Annotated in this window: 14 protein-coding genes; 3 read left to right on the forward strand and 11 right to left on the reverse strand. The window is 57.2% G+C overall.

Annotated elements, in window-relative coordinates; all coding sequences use genetic code 11:
- Positions 1 to 297: 297 nt before the first annotated feature.
- Together LC334_RS01765 and rpoN are read right to left on the reverse strand one after the other, a co-directional pair.
- Positions 298 to 816, reverse strand: coding sequence for a GNAT family N-acetyltransferase (locus tag LC334_RS01765; protein ID WP_085798500.1), 519 nt, complete (start codon positions 814 to 816; stop codon positions 298 to 300).
- 18 nt (positions 817 to 834) lie between these two features.
- Entirely contained in the window at positions 835 to 2175 is a 1341-nt protein-coding gene (gene rpoN, locus LC334_RS01770; RefSeq protein ID WP_176237594.1) for an RNA polymerase factor sigma-54, read from the reverse strand.
- Between the two features lie 137 nt (positions 2176 to 2312).
- Between rpoN and LC334_RS01775 the strand changes: the two genes are divergently transcribed.
- A complete protein-coding gene (locus LC334_RS01775; protein ID WP_139836263.1) occupies positions 2313 to 3269 on the forward strand; it encodes a hypothetical protein in 957 nt (318 codons plus the stop codon).
- 44 nt (positions 3270 to 3313) lie between these two features.
- On the opposite strand, the gene LC334_RS01780 is transcribed toward LC334_RS01775, so the two are convergent.
- Genes LC334_RS01780 through LC334_RS01790 form a run of 3 tightly spaced genes read right to left on the reverse strand, consistent with a single transcriptional unit; the run spans position 3314 to position 4940 of the window.
- Positions 3314 to 3493, reverse strand: coding sequence for a hypothetical protein (locus LC334_RS01780; protein WP_085798503.1), 180 nt, complete (start codon positions 3491 to 3493; stop codon positions 3314 to 3316).
- 36 nt (positions 3494 to 3529) lie between these two features.
- Positions 3530 to 4660, reverse strand: a complete 1131-nt coding sequence (locus LC334_RS01785; RefSeq protein WP_085798504.1) for a WD40 repeat domain-containing protein — start codon at positions 4658 to 4660, stop codon at positions 3530 to 3532.
- A 1-nt stretch (position 4661) separates the two neighbouring features.
- A complete protein-coding gene (locus tag LC334_RS01790; protein WP_139836264.1) occupies positions 4662 to 4940 on the reverse strand; it encodes a hypothetical protein in 279 nt (92 codons plus the stop codon).
- A 60-nt stretch (positions 4941 to 5000) separates the two neighbouring features.
- On the opposite strand from LC334_RS01790, the gene LC334_RS01795 reads away from it, so the two are divergent.
- Entirely contained in the window at positions 5001 to 5276 is a 276-nt protein-coding gene (locus LC334_RS01795; protein WP_139836265.1) for a hypothetical protein, read from the forward strand.
- 487 nt (positions 5277 to 5763) lie between these two features.
- On the opposite strand, the gene LC334_RS01800 is transcribed toward LC334_RS01795, so the two are convergent.
- The 3 genes from LC334_RS01800 to LC334_RS01810 all read right to left on the reverse strand — a co-directional run bounded on the left by LC334_RS01800 (position 5764) and on the right by LC334_RS01810 (position 10822).
- Positions 5764 to 6219, reverse strand: coding sequence for a copper chaperone PCu(A)C (locus tag LC334_RS01800; protein ID WP_085798507.1), 456 nt, complete (start codon positions 6217 to 6219; stop codon positions 5764 to 5766).
- A gap of 193 nt (positions 6220 to 6412) precedes the next feature.
- Positions 6413 to 9430: an aminotransferase class III-fold pyridoxal phosphate-dependent enzyme gene (locus LC334_RS01805; protein WP_085798508.1), complete on the reverse strand. Its 3018-nt coding sequence runs from the start codon at positions 9428 to 9430 to the stop codon at positions 6413 to 6415.
- A 156-nt stretch (positions 9431 to 9586) separates the two neighbouring features.
- A complete protein-coding gene (locus LC334_RS01810; protein ID WP_085798509.1) occupies positions 9587 to 10822 on the reverse strand; it encodes a urate hydroxylase PuuD in 1236 nt (411 codons plus the stop codon).
- Positions 10823 to 10932: 110 nt separating this feature from the next.
- Here LC334_RS01810 and LC334_RS01815 point away from each other — a divergent pair, with 110 nt between their 5' ends.
- Positions 10933 to 11853, forward strand: a complete 921-nt coding sequence (locus tag LC334_RS01815) for a LysR family transcriptional regulator (protein ID WP_085798510.1) — start codon at positions 10933 to 10935, stop codon at positions 11851 to 11853.
- 16 nt (positions 11854 to 11869) lie between these two features.
- On the opposite strand, the gene LC334_RS01820 is transcribed toward LC334_RS01815, so the two are convergent.
- From LC334_RS01820 to LC334_RS01830, 3 genes are read right to left on the reverse strand one after another with little or no spacing between them, the layout of a single operon-like run.
- Entirely contained in the window at positions 11870 to 12439 is a 570-nt protein-coding gene (locus LC334_RS01820; RefSeq protein WP_085798511.1) for a sarcosine oxidase subunit gamma, read from the reverse strand.
- Positions 12432 to 15470 (reverse strand): sarcosine oxidase subunit alpha family protein, encoded by a 3039-nt coding sequence (locus tag LC334_RS01825; protein WP_085798512.1) that lies wholly within the window; start codon positions 15468 to 15470, stop codon positions 12432 to 12434. The genes LC334_RS01820 and LC334_RS01825 overlap by 8 nt, the downstream gene beginning before the upstream one ends.
- A complete protein-coding gene (locus LC334_RS01830; protein WP_085798513.1) occupies positions 15467 to 15796 on the reverse strand; it encodes a sarcosine oxidase subunit delta in 330 nt (109 codons plus the stop codon). The genes LC334_RS01825 and LC334_RS01830 overlap by 4 nt, the downstream gene beginning before the upstream one ends.
- Between the last annotated feature and the right edge of the window lie 114 nt (positions 15797 to 15910).

Here is a 15910-nt window from a genome sequence, read left to right on the forward strand (position 1 = left end):
CTGGGGTACCTGCAAGTGCCGTGCCAAAACGGGACATCGTTAGAAAAAATCTGGAAAAAATGAGGAAATACATTATAAATGTATGTTTATAATAACTATTTTATAATTTCTCTGGCTATCTGGTTGCGGTATCGAATGAGGTGGATCAGCCTGATGTCATTCGCCACTTCGAAAAACCGTTCCATTTCTTTACACATTTTACATCGCCGGTGCTGTTACAGGCGCACACCTTTTGCAGCGTTACACTTTTCAACATCCTACATGCCGGGACATTCTGTCGGTGGCCGATGGAAGCATCTATTTTCTTTCATCTTCCACGGTTTTTTCGCAGGCGGTGGCCATTCCAGGGCGGCGCAAGTGATACCGAAGGAAATCGACCGCATGCCCATGCGCAAATGAGAACCTTCGAAACGGACTTTCCGCACAGTCGAAACCCAGCCTCGTCAGAATTGCGATCGCAGAGCGGTTGTCGCGCATACAGCAGGCGGTAACGGTTTCGATTATCGCTGGCAGCTGCTCCAGAAAATCTCGCACCGCCCATAAACCCAGGCCCTGCCCGTGAAATTCACAGGTAATCCAGAATGACAACTCAGTCCCTAAACTGACCGATCCAACCGGCACGTCATCGACACATATGACGCTTGCGTAAACCTCAGGATCGCCGAGGAACTGTAGATATTTGTCGCACGCATCCTGATCTAACGGGACCGGCAACGCAGCAAGCCAGCGAAGCAATGCCTCGTCCTCAAGGGCTTTGGCGACAGCTTTGGCATCCGGGGTTGCATAGGGTCTCAGCGTGGCGTGTTTTCCGATCATTCCGATGGCACATGGTCCTCATTTGGGATTTTCATGCAGATGATTTGGATCACCGACGCGCCGCACGCGTCCCAGCGCCTGTGACAACTCAGCCTGTTTTCGGCGACTGGCGGGCGGCCCCAGCCCGAGCGACTGGCGGTATTTGGAGACCGTGCGACGCGATATCTCAAGGCCGGAAGCCTGTACCAGACCCGTGATCGAGCGGTCGCTGAGCGGTGATGACTTATCCTCACCGGCGATCAGATTCTTGATGATTTTCAGCACCACATGCTTGGTTTGGGGTTGGCTACAATATGAAACCGAACCGCAAAAAAGGGATTTCAACATGACACGTCCGCGCGGACACTGAATGGTCAACCCAGACACAATACGGCTTACGGTGGCCTCGCTGACGTCAATGTCGCTGGCGATGTCACTCATCCGCATCGGAGATAAGGCGGCATAACCATTCAGCAGAAACTTCCGCTGACGTGCAAAAACTGCCGCAACAACTGCCAACGTGGTAGATTTTCGCATTTCAACGGCGCCTTGCACCGCCCTCGCTTCGGCAAGCAGTTCTTTCAAAGCACCTCGGTCTGATCCCTTTGCCGGCTCGCAAAATGCGGCACCGGGTGAGACACGAACCGTCGGATAACTTGATCTGCGCAGTTCGTAGGTCAGACCCTGATCCGTGGTCTTCAACACCACATCACTGTCAATGTGCTGGATGTCGTCGAAATCGAAGTTAGCGCCGGGCTTGGGGTTCATGCGTCGAATTTGTTCCAGACGCAGCGCCAACTCACCTACGTCGGTTTGCAGTCTTCGCGCCAAGTTTTCCAATCCGCGTGCCGCTAACTGATCAAGATTTGCAATCAGCTCTTCCATGACCTCATCAAACAATCCCTGGTCCATCGCCTGAAGCCGCAAACATTCCTTCAGATCGCGCGCGAAGACGCCCGCAGGTTCCAAAGTTTGCAAGCGCCCCAGTATGTTATGGCACATCGCAAGATCGAAACGGTGAGTCTCTGCAATGTGTTCGATTGGCACTGTCAACCATCCACTTGGGTCGATTTCCTGAAGGAAGGCCAAGGCAATCTGCGTTTCTTCATCCGAGTGAATTATCCGTGCAAATTGACCGGCTAGATGACGATAGAGGCTGACCCGCGTGTCGCTGGCAATCTCCGGAATTTCAGCGTTTTCCGGACGAAGATCTGAACCACTTGTGCCGTGATCAACTTCCAAAAAGGGATTCTGTTCAAGAGTTTCTGCCAGAAACTCGTGTAGGTCGGCCCGGTTCATCCGCATTATTTTCACGGCCTGCATCATGGTATGATTCAGCACCCTGCTCTGCCGGGCCGCGTAGGCATAACCTGATCGCATCATGCTTCCCCTGCACAAGATTTTGACTGCCGGATTTCAGCATCGGCACACGCAATAAGGTTTCTCCGGTATTTCAGGCATTGCCGGACCTCCGATCGCTGATAGTCTTGGATCACCCCAACAGGACCGATCTTGCGATGCCAATCCGTTTCACCTCTTCGACCCTTGTGCCGTTCGAGGCCAACTATCCGGGCGTGTCTCCGCAGCTTATGGCCCGGACCCGTCAGATGTGGTCGTCTCGCGGGCTGGACCTGGACAAAATCTGGCGCATCACGATTGGCCGCTTTCGGGGGGCGGGGAGCATCGAATGCCAAAATCCTGAAGCAAGCAGCAGTCCGGTCGATCAGTTTTTCATGTTTGAACAGGCCGCGATCTGGGTGGCATCGCTGAATGCCAGCGCCGAGCTGGCAATCGATATGCCCCACACCAGGCTGACAACCCCGCAATGGCGCGCTTTGCATGCGCTGACATTCCGATTGATCGAGCAACTCGATGCCATCAGGTTGCTTTTCCTGAATGAGCTGCCAACGCCATCGATGCAAATCGCGCGCAGCATCTCTGAAGACATCGACATGGCGTTGGCGTTTATTTCGCGTCCGAAACTGGCCGCGCGATTTACCGAGTGCGAGACGATTGAAGAGGCCAACGAATTCTGGCGTCGCCATATTGCAGGGGGGCGCGCGTTCAAAGCCGTGAGCGAGCAGCTTTATCGCGCGGGCCTCGAATTTGACCAAAGCGGGGAATACGCGGCCTGGCGCAAGAAGGTGAAGGCTATCCTTGGCACCGCGGTCCATTCGTCGTTTCGCGTGCCAGTGTCGCACCAGCCGGGGACGCAGCCGGGACAATTCCGCGAAACCCGCGATTGTCTTTATTATGTGACCCTGCGTCTGCAAGAGATGTGTGCCTATTCCCATGGCTTGACGAAAAACTTTGGTGAAGATCTGAAAGCGATCAATCAGAATGCCTCATCAGCATCAGATGGTGAGCTGGGGCGCCTGACGGCACGCATATCCGAAATAACTGTCGATCAGCTGCGCTGGACGCTCACAAACGGTGAGGTACCGGAGGCACCCTTGTCGCATCACGTTCACTAGCGCGGCCCTGAAATACCTTCCCGAGCAGATATCCGTAAAACGCTTTAATGCTCGGTTGGGGCATCCGCGCCCATCCGTCCCTGGGCGATCCACTGCGCGGCCATGATCAGCGCCCCGGTCGCGAAATCTTTGCCATGTTCTTCGATCATCTCGGCTGAAATTGTGGACAGTTGCGCAAAGAACTTGTCTTTGCTCACTTCTTCGGCTGATAGTTTTTCGGCCATCACGACTCTCCTTCTTTTCGGTTGATTTGGCTCTGGTCATTTGAACATTTGTGCTGGGAAAGTGACGATCGCGATTTTTCCGGACGCATACCCGATTGCGAGATGCTCGCCGGTTTTCGACCAACGCAGACAGCTTACCTCGGTCGCGTTTTCCTGATGCAACATCATTTCCTGTTCGCTCCCGATGCTGGCGATGGTTAGCAAACCATTGGCATAACCGCTCGCCACCAGGGGGCGTTCGGGATGTGCGGCGACAACGTTGATCGCGACAAAGCCTGGCTTGCCTGTCGTCAGCGGGGTGCCGGGCAGGTCGTTTTCCGGCAGGTCAATGCAGTCCCATCCGACCAGCCGGAACGCCCCGGACGTAACGAGGGCCTTGCCTGGCTCGCTAAAGGAAGTGTTTCGGACCGATGTCGGAAATCCTTCGACCCGTTGGGCCGCCCCGGTGGAGCAATTGACGATGTAAAAACTGTTGTCGGCCGACGCACATGACAGGTGGCGTCCTGATTTCTGCCAGCTTATTTCGGTGATGTCCCCGTCGCATTCAGTGATGCGTGGGCCAGCGCTCGGGTCTTGAAGATTAATCAAGCTTAGTTTCTTACCGCCCCATGCCGCGAGAATGCGGTTATCTGATGAAAACGCCTGACAGGTCACGGGGTGATCCAGGACCAGATTTGCCACAACCCGCATATCGCTCGTGTCATAAAGCGTGATCTGGTTTTGCCGGGCCAGAGCCAGGGTTTCACCGGCAGTGTTGCTGCAAATGGACGTCACGCCAATGCTCTCTGGCTTGAGCCGGTCCACAACGTTTCCTCCGGCGGTAATTTGCTTCATCACACCATCCAAACCGACAATCGCAAAGCCCTGAGACCCGAAGCGCGCCACCGGAAGATCAGCGCGTGCATTGGCTTGCGACATCACAACCTGGGTCACGGGATTTTCCCGGGGGCGGATCGTGGTTCTCCCGGTTTCGATATCCATACGCGTCCGAATTTTGGGGCTTTCGGTATCCTTGAGCGAGGCCAGGGCCAACTGCCCCGTATCCGTCCGGAAGATCACGACTGTATCATCGTGATTGAAAACGGCCTCCGCAGCCTCTCCATCGACTTTCCAGTGGCGGGCAAGCAAATCGAATAAAGAAAGCCCTGCTGCGCTGTTCTCGACCATTCTATTTCTCCTTCTTCGCCGCTGCTTCGATCTGCTCGTCGATCCGGGACAGCTTGGATTCAAGATCGTCGATCCGTGTCTGGCAGTCCGCCAATGCCGCGTCGGTAGCGTGTTGAATCTCTGTTGTTTCTTGTGAATCCGGATCTTTCATCATCAGGATGTCGTGTCCGCTGCGCCGCTGGAGAAGGCGCAAGAGCTCGGCGTTTTCTTGCGAAAGCTCGTTGATTACTTGCATCCGGCTCTCAAACAAATGGGGGGCATCGGTGGATTGACCGGGCATTCAACAATCCTCTATGAAAATGAGGGCCGGTCGATATTGCGCTGTCAGAAGGATCGCCAGATGTTGAAAGAGGACAGTACGCAGATTTTCTTTGCCGCACTGGCGCAAGTCAGTTCGAAAATAACCGAGCCTGAAAGTGCTCTGACGCTCGCAGCTCATGATGCAACCCAAAACCCCAGCCCTGCCGCGTTTGTGCGAGCCCAAGAAGAGTTGGCCAGGCTTTCCGATGATGTGCGGGACCAGATTTTGGGCGGCGTACATGCACGCTTGCGAAATGACATCGGCCTGATTTGGGAAAACCTCCCCAATGCCCCAACCTCCGGCAGACCCAACTGATCGTCGACCGAACCATGCGAAAGCTGTCGAACCAGATCTGCGCTGACAAGGTCTCTTCATTTTCTCCCCCTGGCCGGGTGCGATCCGAGTAGACACTAGGATGTGGCGTCGAGCCGGTTTTCCGATTTGAGTTCACGTCTATGTCTGCTTTCGGTATGCAGTTTGACGCTTGCTGCAAGAGGGACAAATGATTAACATTTCATAGCGTGCAAAAAAAGCTAAACGCATAAAAAGGCACTATTTTATGATCTTTTCCACGGACTGAGGCGGCGTTTGGAAACAAACGTTACGAAGATGTAAAACATGATGGTTTCATTGTTTTACAAAGCTGGCTTTCTGGTTCCGATAAGCGTTGCGACAAATCGAATCAGACAGCTGATTTGTTGATACCTTCGCGCCACAGCTTATCGACGACTGCGTTCGAAATTCCCCCAAACTGGGCCAGCCATCAGACGTGACGGTCAAGATTATCTGACGCTTGGAGAGGTTACTCCGTCGCGCCGGGTCTGGGCTCGACGCTGAATTCCACCTCGACCTCACCGGCATGTTCGAAAACGAGTATCGCCTTGATTTTTTCCCCGGCCTCGAAAGGGTCGCCGTCAAGCCCCATGAACATCACGTGAAAGCCACCTGGGGCCAGCTCAACTGTTTCACCGGCGGGAATGGCGATCTGATCAACATGCATCATTGAGGCGATACCGTCCTTTTCCTCGGATTTGTGCAGCATGACCATGGGAAAATCAGCGCGCACCTCATGCAAGGTGTCATCGGTATCACCGGTGTTGCTGACAATGAAATAGCCCGCGCCGGTCTTGGCCGTGACGGGTGTTTCAAAGGCGATGGGATGCTGAATTTCAAGATTTGCGACCTTGAAATCATGGGCTGAAATCCAGGTCGGCAGTGCAAGAGCAAGGGCTAGGGTCAGCGTCGGAATCGATTTCATAAGTCTCTCCGGTTTTGATAACCATCATAGGTGCGAAGGACTGCAAAAATGCCGCTGGCCACCGATGGTATAGCGTTGGGTGACAATCCGGCACTCAAAATGCCAGACCGGTCATAGCCGTTTGACTACAGACCCTTAGCCGGATTGAAAAGCCTCCGCGACATGGCCGCGACAACTTGTATCAATGACCGGCTCAGCCCATCCCCTGACGGATCGTCACTTCTTGCAAAACCTGTTTCAGGCTGTGCAGGATCATCTCACACCCTTCCTCGTCGATGGTGAGCGGTGGCCGGATCTTCAGCACGTTGTCGTGGGGCCCTTCGCTCCCTAGCAGAATACGCACATCACGCATGCGGTTCTTGACGTAGGCCGCAATTTCAGTGCCCGGCGCTCGGGTATTGTCATCGCTGATCAGTTCCACCCCGATAAAGAGGCCCATGCCGCGCACGTCGCCGACGACATCGAACTCACGCTCACAATCGCGCAACCCGGCGAGCAGTTTGCCGCCCATGATACGCGCGTTCTCCATCAGTCCCTCGTCATCGACAATATCCAGCACCTCCTTGCCGATCCGGCACGACAGCGTCGAGCCGCCGAAGGTCGAGAAATACTCCGGCCCCTGCGCGAAGCTATCGGCAATCTCGTGCGTCGTAACCAGCACGCCCAGCGGATGGCCGTTGCCGATGGGTTTACCCATCACCACGATATCGGGCACGACCCCCTGCTCTTCAAAGCCGAAATAGTATTCTCCCAACCGGCCCAACCCGGTCTGCACCTCATCCGCGATGCACACACCCCCTGCCGCACGGATGCGGCGATAGACGCCCGCAAGATAACCCTTGGGCGGGATGATCTGGCCGCCGACGCTGGGATAGGTTTCGGCAATGAACCCGGCAAGCTTGCCGCCACATTTGGTGATATTGTCGAGTGCGGTATCCGTGAGTGCGGCGAATTTCTCGGCGCGGTCCTGATCGTCACGGCCAAAACTTCCCCGGTAATCATCCGCAACTTCAATGAGTTGCACCCAATCGGGCTGCCCCACGCCCCCCTTGGCGTTGAACTTGTAGGCCGAAATGTCGATCACCCCAGTGGTATTGCCGTGATAGCCGTGATCGGGGGTGATCATGTCCTTGCCGCCGGTATGCGCGCGGGCCAGCCGCAGGGCCAGCTCATTCGCCTCGGTCCCGGAATTGACGAAAAAACAGACCGAGAGCGGGTCCGGCAGCTTCGACAGGATCTTCTCGGCAAATTCGGTCTGGGCGGGATGCAGGTAGCGGGTGTTTGAGTTTATCCGCTTCAGCTGATCCGCCGCCACCGCCTGAATGCGTGGATGCGCGTGGCCGACATGGGGGACGTTATTATAGGCGTCCAGATAGGGCCGCCCCCATTCATCAAAAAGGTGATGCTTCCAACCGCGCATCAGCATAACCGGTTGATCATAGGTCAATCTGAGATTGGCGCCGAAATGTTCACGGCGCTCTTTCAGCACGTCCTCGCGATTGACTGGCTGATAGCGGGTCTTGGCGTCGGGCAGATTGAGCAGCGCCGCCGGGTTAGGGCAAAGCCCGGTCCAGAGACCCAACAGATCGGGCGCGGCCACACCGGGCAGATTATCGCCATAGCCGTCGAGTGACAGCGCCAGCTGGAAATGCACATGCGGGCTCCAATGCCCGTTCTCGGCAGGCACGCCCAGGCGGGCGAATGCCTCGCCTTTCGCGACCCCCTGCCCCACTTGCAAAGCCTCAGCCGAGGCTTTGGCAAGATGGCCGTAAATCGTGTAAAACCCATCACCCTGTGGCGTCTCGTGGCGCAGAATGACCAGCCCGCCATAGTCCAGATTGGCATCGCGGTAGCCCGCAAATTCGACCGTGCCCGCAAGCGGGGCATAGAGCTGGGTTTCCGCCTCGGCGAAAACGTCGACGGCGATATGCACTGTGCGCCGGTCACTCGCTTTCCATGGGCCAAGCCGAAAGAAGCTTTCGGTGTAGATCAGACGCGGCTCGCAATAGTAACCCAGCCAGACCGGCGCGGTGCGATGGTACTCCGCGCCCGCGGTAGCGGCCTCTTTGGCGGTGATGTGAAACGGATTTTGCGGCGTAGTACTTGCCTCGACCGAAAGCGAACCCATAGGCGCATCATCCAGCGCCTCGCCAATAAGCGGCGCGAATTTACCCCGTTCGGCATCGAGCCACGCCATGATCCGCGGCGCGGCATCGGTCACCGACAATCCGCAAGCGGCGCGCAGGCGGGGGCCAATCGTGCCCGGGTTGATCTGATGCGTTTCCAGAAACCGCCAAGCCGGCGCCTGCGAGACCACAACGTATGGATCATCGGGTTTCTGCGCCGCCATCTGTGTTGAAATCACCAGAGAGACCGCCAGCCGCATCCGCAGAAGCGGCCAGATCATATCAACCTCGGCCGGGTCCAGCGGATAGGCCGCATGATAGCCCGCCACCAGCGCCGCCAGCATGGTTTCAGGATCATCATGATCCAGCGCCAAATAGGCCCCGGCAATAGCCAGATCGTAAATGCGCGGCCCGGCACACATATCGCCGAAATCAATGATGCCGGTGATCCGCGGCACGTCGGAGACCCTACCCGTGACAAGGATATTGTAATCATTCACATCGTTGTGGATCGCCGTCTGGGGCAAGGCCTTCAATGCCGGTTTCAACGCCGTAAACTCTTTGACGATATCGGTCAGCAAACCGCGCCGCGCGGTATCTACGACCACATCGAGTTCAGCCGCGATCCACCCGCCCTGGGTGAGGTTCCATTTGAAGTCGCGGGTCAATCCGGGATGGGCAAACCTCGCCAGAGCCTTGTCCATCGCGCCCAGGTGCTGACCAAGCTGCCGCGCGAGATCGGGGGTATGTGGCCGAAACCGTGCGTAAGGAATGCCGGCAGCTTTTTCCAGCAGCCAGACAATCCGCACCTGCCCTGCCTCATCAGGTGCTTGCGCGAAAAGTCTTCCATCGATGGTTTGAACCACGCCGGGCACCGGGATATTGGCCCGGGCGGACGCAAGATGCGCGATGGCGCGGCATTGCATATCGACAAATTCCGCTACACAGCCTGTTCGCATCACCTTCAGCACATAGCCGGGCGTACCCTCGACCATGAAGTTCAGATCATATTCGCCGTCCAGCGGGCTGATCCCGGCAGTAATACCCCAGATGTCCTTCAGTATCTTTTGCCAATGTTCGGACATGGTCAGTGTCCCTTCGGATGGGCATGAAGACGACAATTCTGTACGTACATGAACCTGACACTCCGGCTGCAAAGTCACCGGGCAGTGTGCCTATGATTCTCAGGTAAGCTCAAGCCGTTGCGATTGCAAAATCGCCCTGCCGACAACAAATACCCGTTAACCTCGCGTCGCATTCAGATACCAGCGGATCACCGCACGGCGTTCGTCATCTTCCATGAAAGACACATTCGCGGGCGGCATCGCGTCACTGACGCCGGAATGCAGATAGATCAGGTCGGCAGCGCGCGCGATATCCGCGCCAGTTTCAAGCAATACGTTTTTTGGCGCCCGGTGGATGCCATCATAAAACGGTTCGCGCGCATGACACATCGCGCAGCGACCGGGAATGATGGCGGCCACCTCATCAAATCCCTCGGCGCTGGCGAAAGTCTGTTCCGCCGCCGACAGGGGCCGCGCCTCGGACGCGTCGTAGCTGTCGTGCATCAGCGGCGCGGTACTCAGCCACATGATCGCGATGAATAAGAGCACTGTCACCAACCATGTCCACCAAGTCTTGCCCCCGCCGGCATGCATGGTGTTGAAGAAATGCCGGATCGTGACCCCCATCAGAAAGACCAGCGCGGCGATGATCCAGTTATATTCGGTCGCAAAGGCCAGCGGGTAGTGATTGGACAGCATCAGGAACACCACCGGCAGCGTCAGGTAATTGTTATGGGTCGAGCGCAGCTTGGCGATCTTGCCATACTTGGGGTCCGGTGTGCGCCCTTCCTGCAAATCCTTCACCACGATCCGCTGATTGGGCATGATAACGAAAAACACGTTCGCGGTCATGATCGTGGCGGTGAACGCGCCCAGATGCAGCAGCGTCGCGCGCCCGGTGAAGATCTGGTTATAGCCCCAGCCCATCGCCACCAGCAGCGCAAACAAGAGCAGCATCAGCAAGGTCGGTTTCTCACCAAGGCCCGATTTGCACAGGAAATCGTAGATCAGCCACCCCACTGACAGCGACGCGGCAGAAATCAGAACCCCCTGCCACAGCGCCAGATCGGCCTTGTTGGCATCGATCAGATAAAGCTCGCCACCGACCCAGTAAACGATCATCAGCAGCGCCGCACCGGACAGCCAAGTGGCATAGCTCTCCCATTTGAACCAGATCAGGTGATCGGGCATGTTTTCCGGCGCCACCAGGTATTTCTGGATGTGATAGAAGCCCCCACCATGCACCTGCCATTCCTCACCATGCGCGCCCGCAGGCAAATGCGGCACCTTGCGCAACCCCAGATCAAGGGCGACGAAATAAAAGGACGATCCGATCCAGGCGATCGCGGTGATGACATGCAGCCACCGCACCGCAAAGCCGATCCAGTCCCACATGATAGCCAAATCGTGCATCTCAGCTCTCCGCTAAACGAGTCATCTTCCGGTATCGCATCTTTGCCGATTATCCTGAATTCGGGAAAAAAGCCTAGCTCCTTCAACTCAAAACTAATAATCTGCGGATCATGGCTTATTTCGATAATGTAAAGACCTTCGTACGGGTGTACGAACTGGGCAACATGTCCGCCGCGGCGCGGGATCAGCGGATTTCGGCGGCAGTGGCCTCGGCGCGAATTGCGGCGCTGGAAGAGCACCTGAATGTGCGCCTCTTTCAGCGCACCACGCGGATGCTGAACCCAACTGAGCAAGGGGTGATGTTCTATCGTGGGGCGTGCAAGATACTGGAAGCGGTGGATGAGGCCGAGGCCGAGATAAGTTCGGTCACTCAAACACCCCGCGGCTCATTGCATGTGGCCGCGCCGCTCGGCATGGGTCAGAGACTGATCGCCCCCGCCGTACCGGAATTCAAACAGCTTTATCCCCTGATCAACATCCGCCTGCGCCTGTCGGACCGCAAGCTTGATCTGGCAAGCGAAGGGTTGGATGCGGCATTCTTCCTGGGCGTGCCCGAGGATTCCTCGCTGCGTATACGCAAGATTGCAGATTGCGACCGCGTGCTTTGCGCCGCACCCTCTTACATTGAGCGCAAAGGCAGTCCCAAATCCAGCGATGAGTTGAAAAGTGATGCCCATGACTGCCTGAACCTGCGCTATGCCGGTGCGCCGGAATTTCAATGGTCATTGCAATCATCCGAGGGCGTTCGGCGCGTCGCCGTCTCGGGGCCGTTCGAATCGGATCATGGCGACGTTCTGACCCAATGGGCGCTGGATGGGCACGGCATCATCCTGAAACCGCTTTTCGAAGTTGCTGACCATCTGGACGCGAAAAAGCTCGTGCCGGTGCTGGAAAACGAACCGCCCGTACCGATCCAGATGGCCTGTCTTTATGCCCACCGTCGCAGGCAGGATCCCAAGACCCGGTTGCTCATCGACTTCATGGTGGACCACATCAAGGCATCCCTGCCCGCGCGGCCCACTTCGTCGTAACCGGGTCAGAACCCCGTCAGTTCAGATACCCGACCTGATTGCCATTTTCTGCAGCACCTTTCAGCAGATCAAAGACATATTGCGCCACCGAGCGGAAGCAAACGACCATGATCGCGCCGGTTTCATCGACCCAGAACGCGGCTGGCACCTGCGCCATACGCGTGCGTCTGATCTGTCCCAAACCGAAAGCGTCGCTGGACATATCGACCGGTGACAGCTTGGCGATCACTTCGCGCGCATTGCCACCTGAGAGACGGAATATCGCGCGGGCATCGGATACGTTGACGGCCAGATAGTGCTTTCCCTTCAACGCCTTATCAATGGCGGCGATTCTATCGTCCACCTCGGCGTAAGGCACCATCGCGAGCAATTCGTCAGACGACATCCACGCCAGCGCGGTATCGCCGTCAAGCTTGACCTCCCGCTGGCCGGGCACGTCCAGACCGGTCGCGGCAGCGGCGGCTTTTTTCATGCCTGCCGATTTCAGATCGCCGCGGATGGTGATCATGCCGCGCAGACCAACCTCCTCGACCTTGGCAAAGCCCTGATAACTGGCACCTTCAAGCGCGCTGACTGGCTTAGACATTCTGCTTCTCCCCGTCCTTGTCGTAGAAGATGGGATCGACGATCTTCGCTTTCACGATGGTGCCGTCCACCTTGGGAAAATCGATCACTTCGCCCATCCGGTCCGGGCCATGCAACACAAGCCCCATAGCGATGCCCTTATCGAGCGTGGGTGAATAATAGGTCGAGGTGACGCGGCCCTGAACATTGCGCTGACCGTTCTCATTCGTGCCCTCGGCCACGCAATAAGCGCCATCGGGCAAGACCGAGCCGTCGACGGTTTGCAGACCCACCAGCTTCCAGCGCTTCGGATCGGCCATGTGGCTGCGTTCCTGCGCGCGTTTACCAAGATAATCTTCTTTCTTCTTGGAAATTGCCCATTGCATGTTCAGATCCTGCGGAATGACCGTGCCATCGGTCTCGTCCCCGATCATGATGAAGCCCTTTTCAGCCCGCATCACGTGCAGACCTTCGGTGCCGTATGGCGTGATGCCATCCTCGGCGCCGACAGCCAGCAGCAGATCCCAAAGCTCGCGGCCCCGGCTGGCGGGAACGGCAATCTCGTAGCTGAGCTCACCCGAGAATGAGATCCGGTAAGCCCGCGCCGGAATGCCATCGCCCAGGGTGATGTCGGCCCATGCCATGAACGGCAGTGCCTCACTGCTAAGATCGGCATCGGTCAGCTTTTCCAGCGTCTTGCGCGCCTGCGGGCCAACCACGGCGATCTGAGCATATTGCTCGGTCACGTTGGCGGTGTAGACCTTCCAGTCCCACCATTCAGTCTGCAGCCATTCTTCCATGTGACCGTGAATCGTTTCTGCCCCGCCGGTGGTGGTGTGACAGAGGAACGTATCTTCATCGATGCGCGCAACAACGCCGTCATCCGACAGAAAGCCGTTTTCGTTGCACATCAGCCCATAGCGGCACTTACCCGGTTTCAGCGTCGACATCATATTGGTGTAGAGCATATCGAGGAATTTGCCCGCATCAGGGCCCTTGACGATGATCTTGCCCAAGGTCGAAGCATCAAGCAGACCAAGCCTTTCGCGGGTCTGATTGATCTCGCGCTTGACCGCGTCATGCACGCTTTCACCCGGCTTTTGATAGCAATAGGGGCGACGCCACTGGCCGACGGGTTCAAAGAACGCACCGTTTTCTTCGTGCCAGCCATAGATCGGCGTTTTGCGGATCGGCTGGAACCGTTCATCCCGCGCCTCACCGGCGATCGCCGCCAGCGAAATCGGCGTATAGGGCGGACGGAAGGTGGTGGTGCCGGTCTGCGGAATCGGCTGGTTCAACGCATCCGACAGGATTGCCAGACCGTTGATGTTGCTCAGCTTGCCCTGATCGGTCGCCATGCCCAGTGTCGTGTAGCGCTTGGCATGCTCGACGCTTTCAAACCCTTCGCGCGCGGCCAGCTGCACATCGCTGACCTTGACGTCGTTCTGGTAATCCAGCCAGGCTTTCATCCGCTTCTTGATGCCCGCACCCTGCGGCATCAGCCAGACCGGTGCCATTGGGGCCTCTTCGACACTCTCGGCCGTCGGTGCCTTGCCTTTGCCCACCTTATGTCCGGTGGCCGTGGCCGCCGCTTTACCAGCGGCATCTGCATCTGCCAGGATACCGCCCAGATCAAGCGCGCCGTTGGCCGCACCCGCAGGAGTGACAAAACCGTTTCCGTCCGCACCCAGAGGTGGTTTATCCACATCCGGCTGGAACATCGCGAAATCAGTGTTCCAGACCAGCTTGCCACCACAATGGGACCACAGGTGCACCACCGGAGACCAGCCGCCCGACATGGCAACCGCATCGCAGTCGATGGTCTCAAGCACCGCGCCTTCCCCTGCCTGAGAGCAGATCTCGACCCCGGTAACGCGCTTACCGCCTTTGACCGAGGCGATCGCATGGCCCATCATCACCCGGATGCCCTGCGCCTTGGCCTCGGCCATCAGCGCGCTGTCTTCGGGCAAAACCCGTGCATCAATGACCACCGGCACGCTGAGACCCAGCGTTTTAAGGGTAATTGCCGTACGGTAAGCATCGTCGTTATTGGTCACGACAACAGTGCGATCCCCAACCGACACGCCATAGTTGATTGCATAATCGCGCACTGCCGAGGCCAGCAAGACGCCTGGTATATCGTTGCCGGCAAAACTGAGCGGACGTTCAATCGCCCCGGTTGCCGTGATAATGTGACCCGCACGCACACGCCACAAACGATGACGCGGACCCGCCGCATCCGGCTGGTGATCGTTCACGCGCTCATAGCCCAGCACATAGCCGTGGTCATAGACACCTGCACCCATCATACGGGTCCGCATGGTGACATTATCCATTTTCTCGAGTTCGGCGACGATTTCGTCCACGAACTTATCCACAGGCTTTCCGTTAATGTTTTCTTTACCTTCATTAACGGCAGCGCTGTCGACAGGTGCACGACCTCCCCAATGGGCGGTCTGTTCCATCAGCAGAACCTTGGCACCGGTTTTACCGGCCGCATATGCCGCCTGAAGACCGGCAACACCGCCGCCAATCACGACAACATCACTAAAGGCATAGAAATGCTCGTATTTATCCTGATCACGCTCTTTCGGGGCTTTGCCCAGACCGGCGGATTTGCGGATGATCGGCTCATACACATGTTTCCAGAACGGCCGCGGGCTGATGAAGGTCTTGTAATAGAAGCCCGCAGGCAGGAATCGCGACAGCTTGGTGTTGATCGCGCCCACATCGAACTCAAGGCTGGGCCAGTGGTTTTGGCTGGCACAGGTCAGCCCATCAAACAGCTCGGTCGTGGTGACGCGCTGGTTCGGTTCGAACTTCGCGCCCTCGCCCATGCCGACGATGCCGTTAGGCTCTTCCGCGCCGGAGGCTACCACGCCGCGCGGACGGTGATATTTGAACGACCGACCGATCAGCATCTGGTCATTGGCCAGAAGGGCCGAGGCGAGCGTATCGCCCTGATAGCCCGTCAACCGTTTGCCGTTGAAGGTGAAATTATACGCGCGGTCCTTGTTGAGAAGGCGGCCGCCCGCGGCCAGACGTGTGCTCATGCGAACTCTCTCCAGCTCCAGCCCGGCCGTCTGGCCGAGATTTTGTCCTTGATCTCTTTTGGTGGCTCATAGGTCTGGGCGCTGTACGTGCCGAACACCTCGAGCGTGGTGGTGCAACGCGCGGCATGAAACCACTTGCCGCAGCCATTATTGTGCCGCCAGCGTTCGAAATGCACGCCCTTGGCGTTTTCCTTGGCGAACATGTAGCTGTGGAACTGCTCGTCATCCGAGCCGGGACCGAAACGTTTGATATGCGCCTCGCCGCCGGCGTGAAACTCGGTTTCCTCGCCAGTGACGCCGCAACAGGGGCAGGTCAGGATCAGCATTTTGTGCTCCACGATTTTGCAGTGAAAGGTCGTTCCGCCGAAACAGGGGCGCTCAACACGCCAAAGGCGGGCGCTAAATAGCACCCGCCCAAGGCGTTCGCGTGAGATTTGGTG

The sequence above is a fragment of the Roseovarius aestuarii genome (genome assembly GCF_019966515.1).
Taxonomy (GTDB): Bacteria; Pseudomonadota; Alphaproteobacteria; order Rhodobacterales; family Rhodobacteraceae; genus Roseovarius; species Roseovarius aestuarii.